This is a genomic window from Streptomyces sp. NPDC046915, assembly GCF_040644935.1.
Lineage (GTDB): Bacteria > Actinomycetota > Actinomycetes > Streptomycetales > Streptomycetaceae > Streptomyces.
Genome location: NZ_JBEYXB010000012.1, coordinates 64,660 through 84,447, shown reverse-complemented (window position 1 = coordinate 84,447; position 19,788 = coordinate 64,660). Strand labels below are relative to the sequence as shown.

Sequence of the window (19,788 nt, the reverse complement as noted above, 5' to 3'; positions counted from 1 at the left end):
GAAGGGGGCTCCTCAACGCGGGATGAGCAGTGCGGCGTTGGCGTCGTCGGCGCAGGCGCGCATCGCCTTGGCGGGACTGCTCCGGCCGAGCAGCACGGCGACGATGGCCTGTCCGAGGGCCTGGGAGATCTGCGGGTAGGCGGCGTGCACGGGGCGCACGCGGGCGGAGTCCAGGGCCTTGGTGAACTCCCCCAGGCCCTCGGTGCCGCTCTCCTTGCGCTGCCAGTCGGGCAGGTCGCGGGTGCTGCGGCTGAGCGGCAGGCTGCCCGCCCGGATGTCCCAGCGCACGTCCTGGTCGGGCTGCATGAGCCAGCTGACGAACGTCTTGGCGGCCTTCTTGCGGGCGTCGCCGTTGTCGAAGACCGTCCAGGTGTCGGGTCCGCTGATGGTCATCGGCCGGCCGGAGAAGGTGGGCAGCGGGACGACGTGGTAGTCGATCTTGGCCTGCTGGATGTCGGGGAGCTGCCAGGGACCGGTGACGGCCATGGCCATGCGGCCCGACATGAAGACCTGGTACATCTGCTCGCTGCCGGGTTTCGGGTCGACGTAGACGCTCTTGTCGCGGGCCAGTCGGGCGACGACCTCCAGGGCCCGGGTGCCGGTGTCGCCGAAGCCGATGTGCTTGCCGTCGGCGGCGACGACGTCGCCGCCGAGGTCCCAGATCATGGGCCACAGCCGCCAGACGGTGTCCTCGTCGCCGACGCCGGGCCAGCCGGTGCCGAAGCGGCCGCCGCCTGTGTCGGTGAGGGCCTTGGCGGTGGCGACGAAGTCGTCCCACCGCCAGCCCGGGTCGGGCAGCGGCAGGCCGGCCTGTGCGAAGAGCTTCTTGTTGCAGACGACGGCGAGGGAGTCCAGCACGGCGGGTGCGGCCCGCACCCGCCCGTTCACGGTGACGGCCTTGCGGGCGGGCACCCAGTAGCCGGCCCAGGGGGTGGGGGCGCTCTTGACCATGTCGGTGAGGTCGACGACCTGGGGGCTGCGGGCGACGCTGGCCAGGTCGGAGCCGAAGATGTAGGCGATGTCGGGGTACGAGCCGGCGGCGAGGGCGGCCGTCACCTTCTGGAGCATCGCGTCGGCGAGCACGCCGCCGCCGAGTTCGACGTGGATGCGGGGATGGCTGCGCGTGAAGGAGGCGACCAGGGACTCCAGGGCCTTCTTGCCGGTGTCGGTCTGGCCGTGCCACATATCGATGGTCACGGTGCCGTCGGCGGCGACGCCGTCGTCGCGGTCCGCCGCGCAGCCGGAGGCCGCCGTGCCCGCGGCCACTGCCGTGGCCAGGCCTGCGCCGGCGCGCAGCACATCGCGGCGGGCGGGCCGCGCGCTGCGGGAGACCGCTTGCATGGGTACCTCCGGTTGGAGCTGTGGGACAGGCGATGTCTGTACGGGGATGCGGCCGGCGTGCGCCGTTCCGGCCGTGGAGTCGCGGTGGGGGTGCTCAGCCCCGGGGCGGGGACGGTCGTCGTACCGCCGCCGGTCCCGCGGGTACCGGAGCGCCGTCGGTGCCCGGCCGGCCGCGGCGGGTCACGCGGGTACCGTTCAAGGCCGAGCTCCAGAGCATGGTGGGCACGGCCCCGCCTCGGACGCCCGAGGGCTCCTGGCGACTCAGTCCGGGCTCCTGGCGCGTGGTCAGCTACCGGCTGGGCGTACCTCTGCCGCCGCGTACTGCGTGTGCGGCGTTGACCAGGAGTTAAACGATCGTTCCCGGTACCTGTCAAGAGTCCGGCATGCTTGAATCTGCGTGAAACACCCGGGAAACGCGCATGATCGAGCATATGAGGTTTCGAGGACTCCGGGCTCTGGAAAGAGGCCTGCGGCGGCTCGGGGGAGCCGCCACAGGCTAAAACGGAAACCCCGAAGGCCCGGTCAGCAGGTCTTGCGGACGTACCCGCTGCTGCCGGCCGGGGAGACGTCGAGGTCGCGCTGGACGATGCTCAGCGTGCTGCCCCACGACCTGCATGCCTTCGAGCGGCCGGAATCGGTGTACTCGATCACGATGACGTGGTTGCCGAAGGCGCTGGTGTACTCGCCGCACTCGTCGTACGCGCCGCACTCCTCCGCCACGGCGAAGTCGAGGCCGTTGGCGGTGCGGTTCGCGGCCAGCTCGGAGGTGTTCTTCTGGGCGATGGCCAGCCCGTCCGCGTGGGCGCGGGCGGACAGCAGCTTGATGAACGCCTGCGCGTTGTTCGCGGTCAGCCGCTTTCCCGAGCGGGTGTAGCTGTCGTAGTTGTCCGGCTCGACGGCCTGGAAGCCCTTGTCGCGGCAGCCGTCGATCAGGGCCCCGATCTTGTCGGCGATCCGCTTGCGCTTGGCGTCGGTGCCGACGTCGAGGAGCGCCTCGTCCCAGTTCTTGTCGTAGACGACCTTGCCCGCGGAGTCGCGCAGCAGCAGGTCCGAGGCCCAGTCCTTCTCGGCGCCGGGCTGGGCCTGGAAGGCGTTCACGTAGCAGATGTTGTACAGCCCGGTCACCGGCTTGGCGCTGTGGTCGCGGGTGACGACCTTGACGCCGGACGGCGGGGTGTAGGCGCCTCCGATCTGGTAGTCGAAGCCGGCGTGGGCGGGCGGCAGCGTCACGGCCGAGGCCTGCGACGTGGTCGCCTGCGCGAGCAGCGCGCCGGCCAGAGCGGCGACGCCTACGGCCGCGCCGGCGACCTTCCGGGGGGTGGTGCTCATCAGGTGGCTCATGTATCGAGCTCCATGGGGAGAGGGCACGTCCCCGCCTCGGACGCGTGGGCGTCCTGGCGACTCGGGCCGGGCTCGCGGCGCGGGGCCTGCATACCGGCTGGGCGTACCTCTGACGCGGAGCGGGGCTCCTGCGTTGTCCGGGAGTAAAGCGAGCGCCTGTGAGGATGTCAACGAGGGTGCCGGGTCCCGTGGCACGAGCCGTGCCGGAGCGTCACGTACCGGACGGCGGGACCGGGCTCACGGTCACCGTGCCGAGCAGGGCGCGGCGCGTCGCGGCGTCGAAGTCCCCGGCGAGCGGGGCGGCAACGGCGGCGGCCGACAGGGCCACGGCCTCGACGAGCCGCTCCGGCCAGGGGCGTTGGGTGATGAGCCCGAGGGCGAGAGCGGCGACCGCCGCGTCCCCCGCGCCCGTGGGGTTGCCCGCGACAGGGGCGGGCGGCCGGGCCCGCCACACTCCGTCGGGGGTGTGGGCGAGGAGTCCGTCGGGGCCGAGCGAGGCGACCACCGCCCGTGCGCCGGCGGCGGCCAGTGCGGCCGCGCCCGCCGCCGGGTCGTCGCCGCCGGTGGCCGCGGCGAGTTCGTGGGCGTTCGGCTTGATGACGTCCGGGCGCTCGGCGAGCGCCGTCAGCAGGGCCTCGCCGTCCGCGTCCAGGACGGTGGGCACGTCCGCGGCGCGGGCCAGGGCGACGAGTTCGGCGTAGGCGTCCGCGGGCACGCCCGGCGGCAGGCTGCCGGAGAGGACGACGGCCCGCGCACCGCCCAGCAGTTCCCGGTACCGGCGGGTGAACCGCGCCCATTCGGCGGGAGTCACCCGCGGTCCGGGCTCCAGCAGGATCGTGGTGTCCCGGTCGTCGACGACCGCGACGGTGCGGCGGCTCTCCCCCTCGATCGGTACGAGGTGGTCGGCGAGGGCGGCCGAGGTGAGTTCGGCGCGTACGGCGGCGCCGGTCGGGCCCCCGGCAAATCCGGTGACGGCGGTCGGGTGGCCGAGGGCGTGCAGGACCCGGGCCACGTTGACCCCTTTGCCGCCGGCCCGCTGGGCGACGGCGGAGACGCGGTTGCTCGCGTGGAGATGGAGCCGGTCGACGCGGTGGGTGACGTCGAGCGCGGCGTTGAGGGTGACGGTGAGTATCACTGCTGCTCCTTGGGTGGAAGCCGGGAACGGCGGGGGAGAAGGGCGGAGGTGGGGGCGGGCGCGAGCCCCGCCGAAGGGCCGACCGCCACCCAGTGCGTCGTCGGATCGTAGCCAAATTGCTCGAAGATGCTCGCTGGAAGCGTTGATAGAGCAGTTTCGAGCATCTATTGTCAGGGACGTCACGGTGGAACCCGGGGTCCGATCCCGTTCCGGGGCCTGTTGTGACGTCAGCTCGCCGCCCGGTGCGGTCCCGTCGTACGGCGGCGTCCGGAACCGGCGGGACCGCCGACCACCATCGACCGTTGCCACCGCCCGGGGCCCGACGGTCCACGGCCCGACGCCCCGACGGCCGTCAGCCGGCCCGCCGCGAAGCCGTGGCGTCGAGCGCTTCTCCCTGTCCGCGACCAAGACGAAGGGGTGTCCCCATGACCGACCAGCCGCCCGCGCCCGAACTGCGCGTGGGTGTCGTCGGCGTGGGCCAGCGCGCCGGACTGGCCACCCTGGCCGACCGGCCCGGAACGGCCCGCGTGGTCTCCTGCGCCGATCCGGCCGCCCGCGGCCGCGCCGACGCCCGCACGCTCTTCGGCGCCGGCGTACGGGTCCACGAGCGCTACGAGGACATGCTCGCGGACGACCTCGACGCCGTCTTCGTCCTCACCCCCGACGACCTGCACACCGCGCCCGCCCTGTACTTCCTCGAAGCCGGCGTCGCCGTGTTCGTCGAGAAGCCGCTGACCGTCACCCTCGACGACTGCGACCGGGTACTGGCCACCGCCGCCCGCACCCGTACCCGGCTCTACGTCGGGCACAACCTGCGCCACCTGCCGGTCCTGCGCACCATGCGCCGGCTCGTCGACGAGGGCGCGATCGGGACCGTACGAGCCGTGTGGTGCCGGCACTTCGTCGGCCACGGCGGCGACTACTACTTCAAGGACTGGCACGCCGAACAGGCCCGGACCACCGGCTTGTTGCTCCAGAAGGGCGCGCACGACCTGGACGCGATCCACTGGCTGGCGGGCGGTAGCGCCCGTACCGTCACCGCGCTGGGCGACCTGGCCGTCTACGGCGCCAACGCGCACCGCCGCACCGAACCGCAGGGCCCGCGGCGGGTGCAGGACTGGTTCGACGAGGGCGTCTGGCCGCCGTCCGCGCTGCGCGACCTCAACCCCGTCATCGACGTGGAGGACATCAGCATGGTGCTGACGCGCCTCGACAACGGCGTCCTCACCAGCTACCAGCAGTGTCACTTCACCCCCGACTACTGGCGCAACTACACCGTCATCGGCGACGAGGGCCGCATCGAGAACCTCGGTGACGGCATCCAGGGCGACGCCCCGGTCGTCAAGGTGTGGAACCGGCGCCGCTCCGGCTACCGGCCCGAAGCCGACCTCACCCTCGGCGCCGAGAGCGCCGAGACCGCCGACGCCGGCCACGGCGGCGCGGACCAGGCCCTCGTCGGCGAGTTCCTGGGCTTCGTCGCGCACGGCGGTGCCACCGACACCTCGCCCGTCGCCGCCCGTGAGGCGGTCGCCACGGGCATCGCGGCCACCACCTCGCTGCGTTCGGGCGGCATCCCCGTCCAGGTGCCCGCGCTGGCCCCGGACCTCGCCGACTACTTCGCCCGCCACCAGCCGGGTTCGCGTGGCCCGGTCGCCCGGACCTCCTGACCTTCCCCTCCCCGACTCAGCCATCCACCCACCCCCCCCAAGGCCGCCGAGGCGCGTCCTTCCGCATACCAAGGAGCACCAGCATGTCGTTCATAGGCGAGGAGATCGCCCGCCAGCCCCAGAGCTGGCTCAAGGCCGCGAGCGTGGCGGCAGAGTCGGCGGATCTGCTGCCCCGGCCGGGCGAGCGGGTCGCCGTCGTCGGCTGCGGCACCTCCTGGTTCATGGCCGAGGCGTACGCCGCACTGCGCGAGCGGCGCGGCCTCGGCGAGACGGACCACTTCGCGGCCTCCGAGTTCCCGCACGAGCGCACCTACGACCGGCTGGTGGCGATCTCCCGGTCCGGCACCACCACCGAGATCCTGGAACTGCTCGACCGGCGGCGCGGCCGGTACCCCGCGGTCGCTCTGACCGCCGACACCTCCACGCCGATCGTCGACGTCGCCGACCACGTCCTCGACCTGTCCTTCGCGGACGAGAAGTCGGTCGTGCAGACCGTGTTCGCGACCACCGCGCTGACCGCGCTGCGCGCCGGACTGGGCGAGGCGGCGGAGCCGCTGGCGGAGGCCGCGCGTACGGCGCTGCATGCGCCGCTGCCCGAGGAGTGGGTCACCGCCGACCAGATCACCTTCCTCGGCCGGGGCTGGGCACACGGCATCGCCCGCGAGGCGTCCCTGAAGATGCGTGAGGCGACCCAGAGCTGGACGGAGTCCTACCCGTCCCTCGAATACCGGCACGGTCCGATCGCCATCGCCGCGCCCGGCCGCCTGGTGTGGCACTTCGGCCCGGACGAGGCCGGGCTGCGGGCGGACGTCGACGCCACCGGCGCGCTGTTCGTGGACCACCCCGAGGACCCGCAGGCCGATCTGGTGCGGGTGCAACGGCTCGCCGAGGCGAGTGCGGTGCGCAAGGGGCTGGACCCCGACCGGCCACGCGCCCTGACCCGCTCCGTGATCCTGGACCGCCCCGCCTCCTGACCCCGCGCCCGGCGCACAGCGGTCCCGGCCGTCCGGGGCCCCTCCCTCCGAAAGGACGTCATGCTCTGCCGCAGCGCGGACCTGATCGCCGAAGCCCATGCGTCGGGTTCCGGCATAGCCGCCTTCAACGTCATCACCCTGGAGCACGTCCAGGCCGTCGCCGACGCAGCGCGGCGCACCGGCCGGCCGGCGATCGTCCAGATCAGCCAGAACGCCGTACGCCACCACGGCGGCGACGTCATGCCCCTGGCCGCCGCCACAAGCGCCGCGGCCAGGAGCGGCGACGCCCGGCTCGCCCTGCACCTCGACCACGTCGAGGACGTCGCTCTGCTGCACCGCACCGCCGAGTGCGGGGCCAGTTCGGTGATGTTCGACGCGTCCCGGCTGCCGGACGAGGAGAACATCGCCGCGACCCGCGAGGCCGCCCGCTGGGCGCACGGCCACGGCCTGTTCGTGGAGGCGGAGTTGGGCGAGATCGGCGGCAAGGGATCGGCGCACACCCCCGGGGTGCGCACCGACCCGAAGGACGCCGCCCGGTTCGTCGCCGAGACCGGTGTGGACGCACTGGCCGTCGCGGTGGGCAGCAGCCACGCGATGGTCTCCCGGACCGCCGCGCTCGACCTCGAACTCATCGCGCGGATCAGCGACGAGGTGCCCGTGCCGCTGGTTCTGCACGGTTCGTCAGGCGTGCCGCACACGGCGCTGCGGGCCGCCGTGGAGCACGGCATGACGAAGATCAACATTGGGACACTGCTCAACGTCGCCTTCACCCGCGCGGTCCGGGCCATGCTGGCGGGGGAGCCGGACGTGGTGGATCCGCGTCGCTATCTGGCATCGGCCCGGGATGCGATGACCCAAGCCGTGGCCGAGTGCCTGACAGCACTGACCACGCCCGACTCGCCGTGACGGTAAGGCCGTTCAGCGGGGCGGACCGCCCGGGTGCGGTGGTCGTACGGTGACGTGCCGCCACTCGGGTACGGCCGATCCGCCGGGGATCGTGCGCCGTCGGTTCGGGGACGGCAGCCTGCTGTGCTGCGCCACTCCCGTCCAGGTCGCGGCATCGGCCGGCCCTGCGGCCTGCGGTCACCTCGGTGCAAGCCTGTCATGAGCCGAGCGGCCCCCGGACAGGGCGTGCCCGGCGGCACACGTGACGGAAATCCGGGGGAGCCGGCTGCTTCCGTGTTGCTGCCTTCAGCCGTTGACGGCTGCGTAGACCTTGGCGATGTCGAACATGTTGTGGACCGAGACGAATTTCCCCGACGCGATGTCGATGGTGAAGATCGAGGTCGCCGGCAGCGCGAGGCGTGTCACCGTCGAGCCCGTGTCGACGGAGAAGGTGGGCAGGGCGGTGGACACGACGGTCACGGTGGAGGCGGACCGGGCAGGCGCCAGGTTCACCGGCACGACGTTGCCCATCAGCGGGGTGGTCCAGATGTCGATCATCGTGTGTGCGATGTCGGAGACGACGTGGAAGAACCGTGCCGTGAACTCCTGGATGGCCTCGACGGTCACGATGGGGTCGTCGGCGTTGAACTGCAGCGTCGTGGTCGGCGCCGCGAGGTAGGTGTGGGAGACGCGGGCGGCGTCCCCGGAATCGACGGCATCGTAGTACGCCGCGATGATCCGGACGACGTCGGCGTCGGGTATCGCGGTCCGGGTGCTCATTGCTGGTGCACTCCTTTGTGATTCAGTAATGGACTTCGACCCCCGCCGGGCGGCCGGCGCCTCGGCGGGGGTGGGGGACGGGTCAGGGCAGGAGGACGACCTTGCCCTTGTTGTTGTGGGCCTCGATCTCGGCGTGCGCCTTGGCGGCCTCACCGAGGGGGAAGGTGCGCCACACCGGCACGTCGAGCTCACCGCGGACCATGAGGTCGGCCAGCAGGGGCAGGGCCTGCGGGAACCGGTCGGCCGGGTCGAGTCCGGTGAAGCGCACCCCGTGTTCGGCGAAGGTCAGGTCGGCGATGGTGATGACCCGCGCGGCAGCGCCGGTCAGGGCGATGGACTCGGCGAGGACACCCGTGCCGGCGGTGTCGAACACGCGGTCCACCGCTCCTGGCACGGCGCCTCGTACTCGGTCCGCCCAGCCCTCGCCGTAGCGGACCGCCGTGGCCCCGAGCCTGCTGATGCGGTCGAAGTCGTGCTCGCCGACGGTGCCGACCACCGTGAGGCCGCGGGCGACAGCCAGCTGCACCGCGACGGCACCGACGGCACCGCCCGCACCGTGGACCAGCAGGGTCTGCCCGGGGGCGATGGCGAGGTGTTCGAGCGCCCGGTAGGCGGTCTCACCGACCGTGACCATGGCCGCCGCGGACTCGAACGACACCGTGGCGGGCTTCGCGAACGGCTGGTCCAGCAGGACGTACTCGCCGTAGCCGCCGAAGTGCACCGAGCCGAAGACCTCGTCACCGGGCGAGAAGCCACTGCCTTCGCCCGCCTCGTCGACCACCCCGGCGACGTCCTGGCCCGGGATCACGGGGAACTGGACAGGCATGATCCCCGCCATCCCGCCGGAGCGGATCCTGAGGTCGATGGGATTGACGGCAGCGGCGCGGACCCGGATGCGGACCTGGCCCGGACCCGGCTCCGGCGTTGGGACGTCGGACAGGGTCAGCACGTCGGGCGCGCCGTACTCGGAGAAGGTGATCGCAACAGACATCAGGAGCTCCTGGAAGGAAGGGGATGCAACTCCCACCGCTGAATCATGCAGCGTGTGTGATTGATTCCGGTATATCACACAAGACGTATGATTGAGCTGTGCTGCGGCTGCGGTAGACGTCACACGCCGTGTATGAAACCGGTGAGCCCAGGCTCGTGCTCGCGGCGCCGGCCTGCCATCGGCCACCTGAGCAGCCCCGCGTCCGCGTCCGCGCCCGCGCGCAAGGCGCTGCCCGAGGCCGGAGCGATCCGGATCGATGTCGCCTCGACCTCGCGTGCCTGAGCGGCACCAGGAGTTCTGAACCGAGCGGGGCCTACTGGTCCTCGATCCGCTCCTGCGTGTCGTTCCGCCGGGCCTTCCCGCCCTGGGGTGCGGCGAGGCTGCCGAGGATGTCGAGCAGTTCGGCGCTGCGGCTGCCGGGCTCGGCGTGGAAGACGACCATGTTGAGGCCGTCCGTGCCGTCCACGGACAGCTTGTGCGAGCGGAGATCGAGGTCGCCTACCTGGGGGTGGGTCAGATGGCTCACCCGGCCGCGGCGGGGCCGTACCTCGTGCCGGGCCCACAGGGTGCGGAAGCGTTCGCTGCGCAAGGACAGCTCGCCGACCAGGTCGCGCAGCCGCGGGTCGTCCACGTCCGCCCCGGCCGTGGACCTCAAGGCGGCCACAGCCTCCGAAGTCAGCTCTTCCCAGTCGCGGCGCAGCTCGCGCTCCGCCGGGTCGAGGAAGACGGCCCGCAGCAGATTGACCCCGGGCCGGAAGTTCGGGGTGAGTGCGGTGGCGAGGGCGTTGGCGGCCAGACAGTCGTAGTAGCGGTTCTGGACGTAGGCGGGGTTGCGCGGCCAGCCGTCGATGAGCTGGAGCAGACTCGCCGGCACCTGCCGTGTGCGGCGCCCGGAGCCCGTCCCCGGGCCGGGCCGCTCCTGGGCGAGGCCGACGAGGTGGGCGGTGGTGTCGGCGTCGAGCCGCAGCACGCGGGCGACGGCCTCCAGGACCTGCACGGAGGGGTTGCGGTCCCGACCCTGCTCCAGGCGCAGGTAGTAGTCGGAGCTGATGCCGGCCAGCATCGCGACCTCCTCGCGGCGCAGCCCCGGCACCCGGCGCAGGCCGCCCCCGGGCAGCCCCACGTCCTCGGGCCGCACCAGCGCCCGGCGGGCACGCAGGAACTCCCCGAGCGGAGTCGATCCGTCCATGGCCACACCGTACGGCCGCCCGGCCGGCGGTGCCTGTCCCTGTCACTCCCAGGAACAGCAGGGCTTAGCCACGGCAGCGGGGACCGGCGCACGGTGGAGAGCAAGGCCACCTGGAAAGGCCTCGGCGGCCCGACAACACGCGAGGTACGACATGACAGCACAGTTCGCCGGAACTCTTACCCCGGCCGACGGCCTGACCCTGACCCGCGTCGGCTACGGCGCCATGCAGCTGGCCGGTCCGCACGTCTTCGGCCCGCCCAAGGACCGCGACCGGGCGCTCGCGGTGCTGCGCGCGGTGGTGGATGCGGGCATCACTCACATCGACACCTCCGACTTCTACGGGCCGGTGGTCGTCAACGAACTCATCAGGGAGGCCCTGCATCCCTACCCCGCGCAGCTTCGCATCGTCACCAAGGTCGGCGCCCGCCGGGGAGCCGACGGCAGCTGGATGCTGTCCCGGCATCCCCAGGACCTGAAGGCGCAGGTGTACGACAACCTGCGCAACCTCGGTCTGGAGGCCCTGGACGTCGTCAATCTGCGATGGGGAAACGCGGACTCCCCGAACGACGACTCCCTGGCCGAGCAGTTCGGGGCGCTGGCCGAGTTGCGCGAGCAGGGGCTGATCCGCCATCTCGGGCTGAGCACGGTGACCGCGACGCAGCTGGACGAGGCCCTGTCGATCGCGCCCGTCGTGACCGTGCAGAACCTGTACAACCTGGCCAACCGACAGGACGACGCGCTGGTGGAGCGCACGGCGGCCGCGAACATCGTCTTCGTGCCGTACTTCCCGCTCGGCGGGTTCTCCCCGCTACAGTCCGAGACGCTGGCGAAGGTCGCTGCCCGGCTGGAAACCTCGCCCCAGCAGGTGGCGCTGGCCTGGCTGCTGCGCCGGTCGCCGAACATCGCGCTGATCCCGGGCACCTCCTCGCCGGAACACCTGCGGGAGAACATCGCCGCCGCGAGCCTGGTGCTGCCGGACGATGCGGTCGCCGACCTGGACGCCATCGCCGGCTGATGGCCCCGCCTGGTGCAAGCAGGGACCAGTGACAGCGTGCCCCCTGCGGCACGGTCCTGGCCGGGTTCGTCACCGCGCCCTAATGTGGCACCCGCACGCTCGGCGGATTCGCTGAGTGAGGCAGGGCGCCCGCGTGGTCCAAGGTGGTGAGCCACTGGGTGACGACGGCGTTGATGAAGGTGTCGCCGACCTGGCCGCGGTCGAGGAGGAGCCGGGCGAGGACAGGCCCGTAGAGCAGAGTGAATTCGTCGTCGTCGATCTGGACGCCGGAGGGTTCCAGCAGTGCGTTCAGAGCCGCGTGCCGGTCCTGGATGAGACGGGCGAGGGCCTGGGCGCTGTCGGGGTCGTGGTCGGCGTGGGCGGTGACGGCGAGCACGGCGGTACGGGTGGCAGGGTCGCTGGTGCCGTTGCGCAGACTGCGGAGCCAGGCGGTGGCCACGGCGCGCACATCGCCGCCCGGCTCGGGATAGTCCCCGAGGTCCGGTCCTTCGAGGATGAGGTCGAGGAGCAGGGCGGCGCGGTTGGGCCAGTGCCGGTAGACGGTCTGGCGGGTGACCTCGGCCCGCTCGGCCAGCAGGGTGTAGCTCAGTCCGGTCGGCCCCACCTCGGGCAGGAGCTCCCTCGCGATGGTCATGATGCGGACGCGGGTGCGCTGGACACGGGGATTGCTCAGGGTCGGTTGGCGGCGGTGGACGGGCGTCGAGGACATGAACCGACCCTATCCGGAACATACACATCGTGTGATAGATGGCACTACTCGAAGACCTCGTCAATCATACGAGATGTGTGATAAGACGGGTGGAACCACCCGATGGGTGCCCGTCTGGGTCGTGCGCGTCGATGCCGTCTGCCTCTGCGGCTCAGCCCAGAGCAAGGAGCACCGGAAGAGTGACGACGGGCCGATGTCTATTCGGCTGAGCCGGCTCTCCCAATCCGCTCCGGCCGCGCCTTCCGCCGCAGCGGCCAACAGCACCGCCACCGCGACCGGTGCTCGGTCAGCTCCGCGTTCTGCACGGTCTATGCCGGTTTCAGCCCGGCGATCCGAGCTAGTCGTCGGTACGAGTCCACCAGCGCTGTTCGGTCGTACGTGCTGGTCGTGACGAGCACCTCCTGTGCCCCGGTCTCCTTGAGTAGTACCTCCAACTCGTGCGTCACCTCATCCTCGGTGCCCGCGATGTGACCGACGAGCCCGGCCTCGTAGAAACCGCGTTCCTTGGCGGTCATGGTCAGGGATTCGATGCGTTCGGCCGACGGCAGGGGCGGGAAGGTGCCGTGGGTCCGTGCGTGCGCCATCGACCACGCCTCGGGAAGCAGGATCTGGTGGGCGTCCTGCGGTGTGTCCGCCACCACGACCGTGCCGGAGACGACGACATACGGCTCGCTCGCCCACTCGGAGGGCCGGAAGATCTCCCGGTAGCGCTCGATGCCACGCAGCATCCTCTCGCGGTCTCTCAAGTCCCCGATGACCATGGGCAGCCCGGCGCGGGCGGCGATCGTGGCGCCCTCGCCCATGGCCAGCACGAAGGGCGGCACGGTCAGGCCCTCCGCGGGCCGTGCGTGGACGCCGGTGGGGGAGGTGCCCCGGAACCATCCCAGAAGCTCGGCGAGTTGGCCGGCGAAGTCATCGGCGTCGTCCTTGTCGCGGCCGAGCGCCTTGCGCACCCCGTCGGTGAAGCCGACGGAACGGCCGAGGCCCATGTCGATCCGCCCAGGAAAGAGTGCTTCCAGCACGCCGAACTGCTCGGCCACGATGAGCGGCCGGTGATTGGGCAGCATCACGCCGCCGGTCCCCACCCGGATGCTCCGGGTGGCCGCTGCGACGGCCGCGGCCAGCACTGTGGGCGCGGAGCCGGCGACGCCGGGCACTCCGTGGTGCTCGGAGACCCAGAACCGGTGGTACCCGAGCCGCTCCGTCTCCTGGGCAAGTCCTACGGTGTCCCGCAGGGCCTCGGTGCCGTCGTGCCCCTCACGCGTGCGGGAGCGGTCGAGCACGGAGAATCGGGTTTCTGCGATTGGTGAGCTCACGACGTTTTCAACAACCGGGGGAGCGTGGGATTCCCTGGTGCCCCGGCTTCAGCCGCCCCGCAGCCGGGCCCCGGCGTCGGTGACCGGCATGATGCTGGGTTGGCGAAGAGCCTTCCTGAGCGCCAGATGCACTGGGGCCTGGCTCGGAGCAGTCGGTGACCAGATGGCCGCAGACCACTTCGATCGCCGGCGGCCGGTCAGTCGAGGCTGTTGCCCCACAGAGACGCGTCGGTGCTCTTGAGGCTGGGGATGCCGCCGTACGTGCCGCCGTCGGCGGTGACGAGCGGCGCGGAGAGCTGGTCCTCGAGAAGTCCGTCGCGGACTCGCACGATGGTGCTCTCGTGGTCGGTCTTGCCGGGCTTGAACGTCTTCCCGTCGATCGCGGCCTTCAGGTAGTACAGGGCGTACTTGGCGTAGAGGTCGACTGGCTGGGACACGGTGGCGTCGATGTTGCCGTTGGAGATGTTCTTGAGCTCCCTGGGGATGCCGTCGTTGGAGACGACGAACACGTGCTTCTTGTCCTTCGGGCCGACGATCAGCCCCTGCTGCTTGAGCACGTGGAGTGTTCCGGACAGGGCGAAGCTGGCCTGCATATAGATGCCCTTGATGTCCGGGTGGGCGGACAGGTCGGTCTGGAGCTTCTGCGCGGCGACGGCCCCGTCCCAGTTGGTGGCCTCTCCGAACACCTTGATGCCCGGGTAGTTCGTCCTCATGCATGCGTTGAACCCCTGCGTGCGATCACGGCCGTTGCTCGATGAGAGGTCGCCCTGAAGCATAACGACCTTGCCCTTGCCGCCCAGTTTGGTGCCGAGGTACTTGCAGGCCTTCTCGCCGTAGGCGCGGTTGTCGGCGCGGACCACCATGTATACCTTGCCGATGTCGGGGCGGGTGTCGATGGTGACGACCGGGATCTTCGCTGCCTTCAGCTGTGCCAGGACCGGCGCGATGGCGAAGGTGCTCTGCGGGGCCATCGCGATGCCCTTGACGCCCTGGAGGATCAGTGCCTGCGCGTTGGCGGTGAGGTTGGCGATGTCGTTCTGCGAGTTGGTGGTCCTGAGTGCGAGGCCGAGCTGCTTGGCGTACTCCGGCGTGTACTTGATGTACGAGTTCCAGAAATCGGTGTCGGAGCGCGGGTAGTCGACGCCGACCAGCAGCTTGCCCCTCGACGTGGCCGTGGTGCCGGAGCTGCCGCTACAGGCGCTCAGCAGGGCCAGTGCGGCGAGGGCGGAAGCCGTGGAGCGGAGGACGGGGTTGAGCCTCATCGGTACTTCCTCGCGCTGGGGCCTGAAGCGCGGCTGCCGTCTACCCCTCGGCACGGCTGGTTGCGAAATACCAGCTCAGTCGGATTGTGGGGTGGCGGCGGGCTTGCTTGCCCAGCAGATGCATCTCATCAATCGTGTCGAGTTTGTGGTCTGATCCGTGCAGGGGCGAAGAGGGACATGCCATGTCTGGCCGAAGCTAAAATCACCTCTTTACCCAACCTATGCAGACAAACATTCTAATCGCATCCAGTTGCGACCGTAAGTCTTGATCTTCGAGGTATCTGTGCAGGTCAGCGAGGTGATAGGGCTACGACTACGGCAAGTACCGTCGGCTTCTCCTGGCCCCCGGCATCACTCCGAAGTTCACCCGGTAAGGCGCCGCACACGGCATGCGTGATCACAAGATGGCAGCCTCACTGCCGTCGGGCCAGCCCCCCAGCGCCGGCCCGGCGAACCTGTCCGGCCAGAGCACCCGAGGGCGCCGGCTCCGGTCGGGTGTCCGCGGAGTCCAGGCGGAGCATGGCCGTCTCGTCCGGGGTGCCGGGGGCTGCCTGGTAGACCACCATTCGCTGACCGCCCGTCCGGGCCAGTCGCATGACCTCGTAGGTCAGGGTCATCGGTCCGACCTTCGGATGCCGGAAGGACTTCTGCCCTCCGCCGCGTTCGCAGACGTCGTACCGCTCCCAGAGCCGCGCGAACTCCGGTGACTTCAGCACCAGTTCCCCGACGAGCGTGGTCAGCTCGGGGTCGTCAGGATCGGCTCCCGCGACCGCCCGCAGATGCGCCACCGAGAGCGCGACCGTCTCCTCCCACGGCTCGTACAGCGTCCGGCCGACCGGGTGGAGAAAGAGATAGCGGGTCAGGTTGCGCTGGTCCTGAGGCCAGTCCCAGAGCCCGGGCAGCAGCCGCCGGCCGGACGGGTTCGCGGCCAGTACGCGGTTGTAGCGGCTCACCACGTATGCGGGGAGCGGACGCACCGACTCCAGCATCCGCAGCACCGAGTCGCGGACGGTGTGATCGGAGGCGGCGGGCAGTTCACCGATCCGGCCGGAGGCCAACTCCGCGAGCTCGTGCAGGCGTTCGTAAGCGTCGCCGCGCAGTCGCAGGGCGCGGCCGAGGGCGTCCACGACGGCGGCGGAAGGGTTGGTCTCCCGGCCGCGCTCCAGGCGGATGTAGTAGTCGACGCTCACTCCGGCCAGCGCGGCCAACTCTTCCCTGCGCAGTCCGGGAGTACGGCGCAGTCCCGCGCCGACCGGGAGGCCGACGTCCTCCGGGCGGACCTGCGCCCTGCGGGCCTTCAGATATCTGCCGAGCTCGGTGCCCCGTGCGTCTGCTACTGCCATTCGGCCCATTGTGGCAGGCGCACCGGGAACGTGGGGGGCCCTGTCAGGACCTGGAACGCCGCACCCCGGGAACAGCCCGGTCTGCCAGGCGGCCACGTGAGAGCGGAGAGTTGTTCCCGCGGCGGGCGGCCCGGCCGCCGGGGCCCAGGGAGTGCACGGCACAGGACCGCGGCCCCGGCAGTCCGGTGCCGCCCGCCCTCCGATCGGCAGCCAGTTTCCTTTGTACACAGAGGAGTTCATCGTGCGGTCCGTCCCTGCCCGTGCCACCTCCAAGTCCAGCGCGTCCGTCCACGGGCACGGTCAGCAGACGTCGGCGTCCACGCTCCGGCGACGACAGCCGCACCGGTCCCGACCAGCCGCGCCGCCCGCCGACGCCCCCACCGGACCGCGGCGCGGCGGCGTCGCGCTGGTCGCTTCGCTGCTCGGCTTCACGGTGATCACCATCGACGTCTCGGCCGTGAACATCGCCCTGCCCGCGATAGGGAAGTCCCTCAGCGGCGGGATGACCGGACTACAGTGGGTGGTGGACGCGTACACCCTGATGTTCGCGGCCCTGATGCTGTCTGCCGGCGCCCTCGCCGACCGTGCGGGCGCCCGCCGCGCCTACGCCTGGGGCGTGGCCCTGTTCACCCTCGCCTCCCTCGGCTGCGCACTGGCGCCCGGCATCGGCGTGCTGGTCGGCGCGCGTGTGGCGCAGGGCGCCGCCGCCGCGGTCGTGATGCCGGCCTCGCTGGCTCTGATCCGGCAGGCCTACGAGGACGCCCGGGCGCGTGCCCGCGCCATCGCGCTGTGGACGGTCGGCGGTTCGGTGGCGATGGCCGCGGGTCCGGTGCTGGGCGGGCTGCTCACCGAGTCGGCCGGCTGGCGGGCGGTCTTCCTGCTCAACCTCCCGGTGGGCGCGGTGATCCTGAGCCTGCTGGTCCGGGTGCCACGCTCCACGCGCCGGCCCGCCGCGGTGGACGGCGGCGGCCAGCTCACCGCCGTATTGGCCCTGGCCGGGCTGGCGTTCGCGGTGATCGAGGGCGGTCACCTGGGCTGGACCAGCGGCCCCGTGCTGGCCGCCGCCGCGATCGCCGTCGCCTCCGGGTGCGCCTTCCGCTTGGTGGAGGCCCGGCACCGCCAGCCCATGGTCCCGCTGGGCATGCTGATGGACCGCCGGGTGAGCGTCCCACTGGCGGTCGGTTTCGCCGTGAACGCGGCCTTCTACGGCGGGATCTTCCTCCTCGGGCTGTACTACCAGCAGTTGCGCGGGATGTCGGGGATCGCGGCCGGGCTGATGTTCGTCCCCATGTCGGCGGTGGTGACGGCGACCAACCTGGTCTCGCCGCGGCTGGCGGAGCGGATCGGGCGGCGGCCGGTGATCGTCGCAGGCCAGCTGATCTTCACAGGAGCGATGCTGGCCATGCTGCCGCTGGCCGCGCACACCCCGGTGTGGCTGGTGCTGGTCCTGCTGCTGCCGCTGAGCGTCGGCGGGGCGCTCGTGGTGCCCGCGCTGACCGCGCTGTTGATGGACGCCGTCCCGGGGGAGCGAGCGGGGACCGCGTCGGGGCTGCTCAACTCGCTCCGCCAGACGGGCGGTGCGCTTGCCGTCGCCCTCTTCGGCAGCCTGCTCTCCGGCCCCGGCGGAGGCTTCTCCCTCCCGGGCATGCGCATCGGTCTCCTCACCGTCGCCGCCCTCCTCATCGCCACCGCCGCGCTGTCCCGCCTCCTCCTGCCCCGTGGCTGACCCCCTCATTTGGTTCCGCTCGGCCCGTCCAGGCCGCTGAGGATCTTCAGCGCCCCATTGGCCCTCGGGCCCCTCTCGTCCCTCCACGATCATGAAGCCCAGAATGGCCGTCAGCTCGGCCGCGACGTGCCGGCGTGGCAACTCCTCCTCCAAGGTGAAGCGCCGTCACCACATGGTCCGCGGCTGCTTCTGACACGGCAGTTGTAGTTCGTCGTCTTTCGCTTCGGTGATCACGCGACTGCTATGGCTGACCAGCCGCAGCAACATCTCCCGACTCGGTGGTCGCGGCTTGGCCGGTCGCAGTACGGTCGTCGCATGGACGAGGACCCCGTCGTGGTCGTTGTCGGCCATCCCGGCGCAGAACTGCTCGTCTCCTCCGGACAGGTCATCTCGAAAGGCTGGCGATGAGTTCTTCGCGGCTGTTGACGCCGGTCTTTCGGTAGATGGCTTTGAAGTGATCGTTGATGGTGTGCAAGGAAAGATTCAGACTGCGGGCGATCTGTTTGACGGCCAGTCCGTCGAGAGCCCGCCTGATAACCGCCTGCTCCCTCGAGGTGATCCCGTACAGGACGGCCGCGGCGGGTAACAGCACGTCGGATGAAGCGGATTGGATGGTAACGGCCACCCCGCCGGGGCCTGGTTCGTCGAGCGGTTGGGCCTGCAATACGATCCACCCGTCAGGCCCGGGGATACGGCTCAGTGCTTGACGGCCCGGCTGGCGTGCCGCGAGGGCGATATTCCAGACGTGCGCGAATATCTCGTCCTCGTCGGCCGTCACATTCTCCGGCACGAGCCTGCGCACCCATTCGCGGCCGGTTCCGGTCACGGCTCTTATCGTGTCGCTGCTGTCGATCAACACAACGCCTGGCGCGGGTGCGCTACGGACGGGACGCAGGAACCGACCGGCGACGTACTGTCTCAGCGTACCGGCCAAGGGTCTGGAGAGCCGCCCGGCGTTCACGGCGTCGGTCGTCGAGAAGGGTCTGCTGCCCCTCTCCCTCAGCAATACCAATACCCCCCACGCCATCCCCTTGAGGGTCAGCGCGACCCGCATTTCGCTGCCGACTTCGGCCGCGTTCATGATCTCTTCGTGCTGGACGCTGTGCCGTCTGTCCGGTGCGTCGGATTCGAGGACTGCGACGGGACGGGCATTTTTGACCAGGCTGGCTACGGTGTGCTGGTCGTGGCCGAGGATTTCCTCGGTTTCCAGTGCACGGTAGAAGGCCTGCGCTTGCGCGCCCAGCCGACCGCCCCCAAGGAGCACTGACATGGCCCTGATCTCCATCGACCGCGAACGCGGCCTGCTGACCGCCGAATTCCAGGGCCTCGACAAGCTCTGGACTCTCAAGAGCCGCCTGGAAATCCCCCTCACCCACGTGCGTGGCGCCACCCACGACCCCGGCATCGCACGCGAACCGAAGGGTATCCGCGTCGGTGGCACCCACTTCCCCGGCGTGATCACCGCCGGCCGCTTCCGCCGCGACGGTGAACGGCTCTTCTGGGACGTGAAGAACCCGGACAAGGCGGTCGTCATCGAACTCGCCGACGCCGAAAGCTACGACCGCCTCGTCATCGAGGTCGACGATCCCCGCGCCACGGTGGCACTCATCGAACAGTCCATCGCCCGCGGCTGAACCGTGACTTCCGGCTTGGACGCCCGTCTGGCAGCCCTGTACGTGTTCATCGACGACCGTGTGCCGCCTTGTTGCCGGATCGGGCGGCCGCCGAAGCTGTCGGACGCGGAACTGCTGTGCCTGGCCGTGGCGCAAGCAAGTGCTGTTGGGCTTCCCCTCGGCCCGGCTCTGGCTCCGCCGACCTGCGGCTGATCGACTCCACCCCACTGCCGTGCGCGGCCTCCCGCGAGTCAGTCAATCGCTCCGAGCCGGCCGGACACGCCGGCTACGGCTACTGCCGCAGCCACTCGCGGTTCCTCTGGGGCTTCCAGCTCAGCCCGGCGACCAGCGATCTTCTCCAGCGACGACACGCCTTCCCCTCCCCAACGGCCAGACACCTTCAGGGAACCGTAGGCGCCCCTGCCGGTTGCCGCGGTCCGGTCGGTGGCTCAGGTGCCGAGCCGACTGATCTTTTCCGTCCATGGCCAGTGGCGGGCGAAT

17 protein-coding genes and 1 pseudogene are annotated in these 19,788 nt (G+C 70.8%); 7 read left to right on the top strand and 11 right to left on the bottom strand.

The window, feature by feature from the left end:
* Positions 1-12 precede the first annotated feature (12 nt).
* The 3 genes from ABZ915_RS28990 to ABZ915_RS28980 form a co-directional block, all read right to left on the bottom strand.
* Complete coding sequence (locus tag ABZ915_RS28990) at positions 13-1,341, bottom strand: ABC transporter substrate-binding protein (RefSeq protein ID WP_361809329.1); 1,329 nt, start codon at positions 1,339-1,341, stop codon at positions 13-15.
* A gap of 522 nt (positions 1,342-1,863) precedes the next feature.
* Positions 1,864-2,670, bottom strand: coding sequence for an endo alpha-1,4 polygalactosaminidase (locus ABZ915_RS28985; RefSeq protein ID WP_361809326.1), 807 nt, complete (start codon positions 2,668-2,670; stop codon positions 1,864-1,866).
* 223 nt (positions 2,671-2,893) lie between these two features.
* Complete coding sequence (locus ABZ915_RS28980; RefSeq protein WP_361809323.1) at positions 2,894-3,817, bottom strand: hexose kinase; 924 nt, start codon at positions 3,815-3,817, stop codon at positions 2,894-2,896.
* 425 nt (positions 3,818-4,242) lie between these two features.
* Here ABZ915_RS28980 and ABZ915_RS28975 point away from each other — a divergent pair, with 425 nt between their 5' ends.
* The 3 genes from ABZ915_RS28975 to ABZ915_RS28965 all read left to right on the top strand — a co-directional run bounded on the left by ABZ915_RS28975 (position 4,243) and on the right by ABZ915_RS28965 (position 7,364).
* A complete protein-coding gene (locus ABZ915_RS28975) occupies positions 4,243-5,484 on the top strand; it encodes a Gfo/Idh/MocA family oxidoreductase (RefSeq protein ID WP_361809320.1) in 1,242 nt (413 codons plus the stop codon).
* 83 nt (positions 5,485-5,567) lie between these two features.
* Complete coding sequence (locus ABZ915_RS28970; RefSeq protein ID WP_361809317.1) at positions 5,568-6,458, top strand: sugar isomerase; 891 nt, start codon at positions 5,568-5,570, stop codon at positions 6,456-6,458.
* A gap of 60 nt (positions 6,459-6,518) precedes the next feature.
* Complete coding sequence (locus ABZ915_RS28965; protein WP_361809314.1) at positions 6,519-7,364, top strand: class II fructose-bisphosphate aldolase; 846 nt, start codon at positions 6,519-6,521, stop codon at positions 7,362-7,364.
* A 285-nt stretch (positions 7,365-7,649) separates the two neighbouring features.
* Here the strand turns inward: ABZ915_RS28965 and ABZ915_RS28960 are convergent, their stop codons facing one another.
* The 3 genes from ABZ915_RS28960 to ABZ915_RS28950 all read right to left on the bottom strand — a co-directional run bounded on the left by ABZ915_RS28960 (position 7,650) and on the right by ABZ915_RS28950 (position 10,303).
* On the bottom strand, positions 7,650-8,123 hold the full coding sequence (locus tag ABZ915_RS28960; protein WP_361809311.1) for a hypothetical protein: 474 nt from the start codon (positions 8,121-8,123) through the stop codon (positions 7,650-7,652).
* 82 nt (positions 8,124-8,205) lie between these two features.
* Positions 8,206-9,114 (bottom strand): NADP-dependent oxidoreductase, encoded by a 909-nt coding sequence (locus tag ABZ915_RS28955; RefSeq protein WP_361809308.1) that lies wholly within the window; start codon positions 9,112-9,114, stop codon positions 8,206-8,208.
* A 313-nt stretch (positions 9,115-9,427) separates the two neighbouring features.
* Entirely contained in the window at positions 9,428-10,303 is an 876-nt protein-coding gene (locus tag ABZ915_RS28950) for a helix-turn-helix transcriptional regulator (protein ID WP_361809305.1), read from the bottom strand.
* A 151-nt stretch (positions 10,304-10,454) separates the two neighbouring features.
* On the opposite strand from ABZ915_RS28950, the gene ABZ915_RS28945 reads away from it, so the two are divergent.
* Positions 10,455-11,318 carry an oxidoreductase gene (locus ABZ915_RS28945; protein WP_361809302.1) on the top strand — a complete coding sequence of 288 codons (864 nt, stop codon included), beginning with the start codon at positions 10,455-10,457 and terminating at the stop codon, positions 11,316-11,318.
* A 79-nt stretch (positions 11,319-11,397) separates the two neighbouring features.
* On the opposite strand, the gene ABZ915_RS28940 is transcribed toward ABZ915_RS28945, so the two are convergent.
* The 4 genes from ABZ915_RS28940 to ABZ915_RS28925 all read right to left on the bottom strand — a co-directional run bounded on the left by ABZ915_RS28940 (position 11,398) and on the right by ABZ915_RS28925 (position 15,948).
* Positions 11,398-12,027 carry a TetR/AcrR family transcriptional regulator gene (locus tag ABZ915_RS28940; RefSeq protein ID WP_361809299.1) on the bottom strand — a complete coding sequence of 210 codons (630 nt, stop codon included), beginning with the start codon at positions 12,025-12,027 and terminating at the stop codon, positions 11,398-11,400.
* Between the two features lie 308 nt (positions 12,028-12,335).
* A complete protein-coding gene (locus ABZ915_RS28935) occupies positions 12,336-13,343 on the bottom strand; it encodes an MsnO8 family LLM class oxidoreductase (protein WP_361809296.1) in 1,008 nt (335 codons plus the stop codon).
* A gap of 197 nt (positions 13,344-13,540) precedes the next feature.
* Complete coding sequence (locus tag ABZ915_RS28930; protein ID WP_361809293.1) at positions 13,541-14,605, bottom strand: sugar ABC transporter substrate-binding protein; 1,065 nt, start codon at positions 14,603-14,605, stop codon at positions 13,541-13,543.
* Positions 14,606-15,018: 413 nt separating this feature from the next.
* On the bottom strand, positions 15,019-15,948 hold the full coding sequence (locus ABZ915_RS28925) for a helix-turn-helix domain-containing protein (RefSeq protein ID WP_361809291.1): 930 nt from the start codon (positions 15,946-15,948) through the stop codon (positions 15,019-15,021).
* A 241-nt stretch (positions 15,949-16,189) separates the two neighbouring features.
* Here ABZ915_RS28925 and ABZ915_RS28920 point away from each other — a divergent pair, with 241 nt between their 5' ends.
* The gene (locus ABZ915_RS28920) at positions 16,190-17,674 is read left to right on the top strand and encodes an MFS transporter (RefSeq protein ID WP_361809289.1); all 1,485 of its coding nucleotides are present in this window, start codon (positions 16,190-16,192) and stop codon (positions 17,672-17,674) included.
* Between the two features lie 385 nt (positions 17,675-18,059).
* On the opposite strand, the gene ABZ915_RS28915 is transcribed toward ABZ915_RS28920, so the two are convergent.
* Entirely contained in the window at positions 18,060-18,944 is an 885-nt protein-coding gene (locus ABZ915_RS28915; RefSeq protein WP_361809286.1) for a helix-turn-helix transcriptional regulator, read from the bottom strand.
* On the opposite strand from ABZ915_RS28915, the gene ABZ915_RS28910 reads away from it, so the two are divergent.
* Both ABZ915_RS28910 and ABZ915_RS28905 read left to right on the top strand, forming a co-directional pair.
* Entirely contained in the window at positions 18,943-19,308 is a 366-nt protein-coding gene (locus ABZ915_RS28910; RefSeq protein WP_361809283.1) for a hypothetical protein, read from the top strand. The two genes, ABZ915_RS28915 and ABZ915_RS28910, sit on opposite strands and share 2 nt — an antisense overlap.
* A 3-nt stretch (positions 19,309-19,311) precedes the next feature.
* Positions 19,312-19,622: pseudogene (locus ABZ915_RS28905) on the top strand (IS982 family transposase); the annotation flags it as partial.
* Positions 19,623-19,788: the final 166 nt, after the last annotated feature.

Excerpts from the sequence above, each read along its gene's own strand:
- ABZ915_RS28990 (WP_361809329.1), bottom strand. The coding sequence starts at position 1,341 with ATGCAAGCGGTCTCCCGCAGCGCGCGGCCCGCCCGCCGCGATGTGCTG.
- ABZ915_RS28985 (WP_361809326.1), bottom strand. The coding sequence starts at position 2,670 with ATGAGCACCACCCCCCGGAAGGTCGCCGGCGCGGCCGTAGGCGTCGCC.
- ABZ915_RS28975 (WP_361809320.1), top strand. The coding sequence starts at position 4,243 with ATGACCGACCAGCCGCCCGCGCCCGAACTGCGCGTGGGTGTCGTCGGC.
- ABZ915_RS28970 (WP_361809317.1), top strand. The coding sequence starts at position 5,568 with ATGTCGTTCATAGGCGAGGAGATCGCCCGCCAGCCCCAGAGCTGGCTC.
- ABZ915_RS28965 (WP_361809314.1), top strand. The coding sequence starts at position 6,519 with ATGCTCTGCCGCAGCGCGGACCTGATCGCCGAAGCCCATGCGTCGGGT.
- ABZ915_RS28960 (WP_361809311.1), bottom strand. The coding sequence starts at position 8,123 with ATGAGCACCCGGACCGCGATACCCGACGCCGACGTCGTCCGGATCATC.
- ABZ915_RS28955 (WP_361809308.1), bottom strand. The coding sequence starts at position 9,114 with ATGTCTGTTGCGATCACCTTCTCCGAGTACGGCGCGCCCGACGTGCTG.
- ABZ915_RS28950 (WP_361809305.1), bottom strand. The coding sequence starts at position 10,303 with ATGGACGGATCGACTCCGCTCGGGGAGTTCCTGCGTGCCCGCCGGGCG.
- ABZ915_RS28945 (WP_361809302.1), top strand. The coding sequence starts at position 10,455 with ATGACAGCACAGTTCGCCGGAACTCTTACCCCGGCCGACGGCCTGACC.
- ABZ915_RS28940 (WP_361809299.1), bottom strand. The coding sequence starts at position 12,027 with ATGTCCTCGACGCCCGTCCACCGCCGCCAACCGACCCTGAGCAATCCC.
- ABZ915_RS28930 (WP_361809293.1), bottom strand. The coding sequence starts at position 14,605 with ATGAGGCTCAACCCCGTCCTCCGCTCCACGGCTTCCGCCCTCGCCGCA.
- ABZ915_RS28925 (WP_361809291.1), bottom strand. The coding sequence starts at position 15,948 with ATGGCAGTAGCAGACGCACGGGGCACCGAGCTCGGCAGATATCTGAAG.
- ABZ915_RS28910 (WP_361809283.1), top strand. The coding sequence starts at position 18,943 with ATGGCCCTGATCTCCATCGACCGCGAACGCGGCCTGCTGACCGCCGAA.
- ABZ915_RS28915 (WP_361809286.1), bottom strand. The coding sequence starts at position 18,944 with ATGTCAGTGCTCCTTGGGGGCGGTCGGCTGGGCGCGCAAGCGCAGGCC.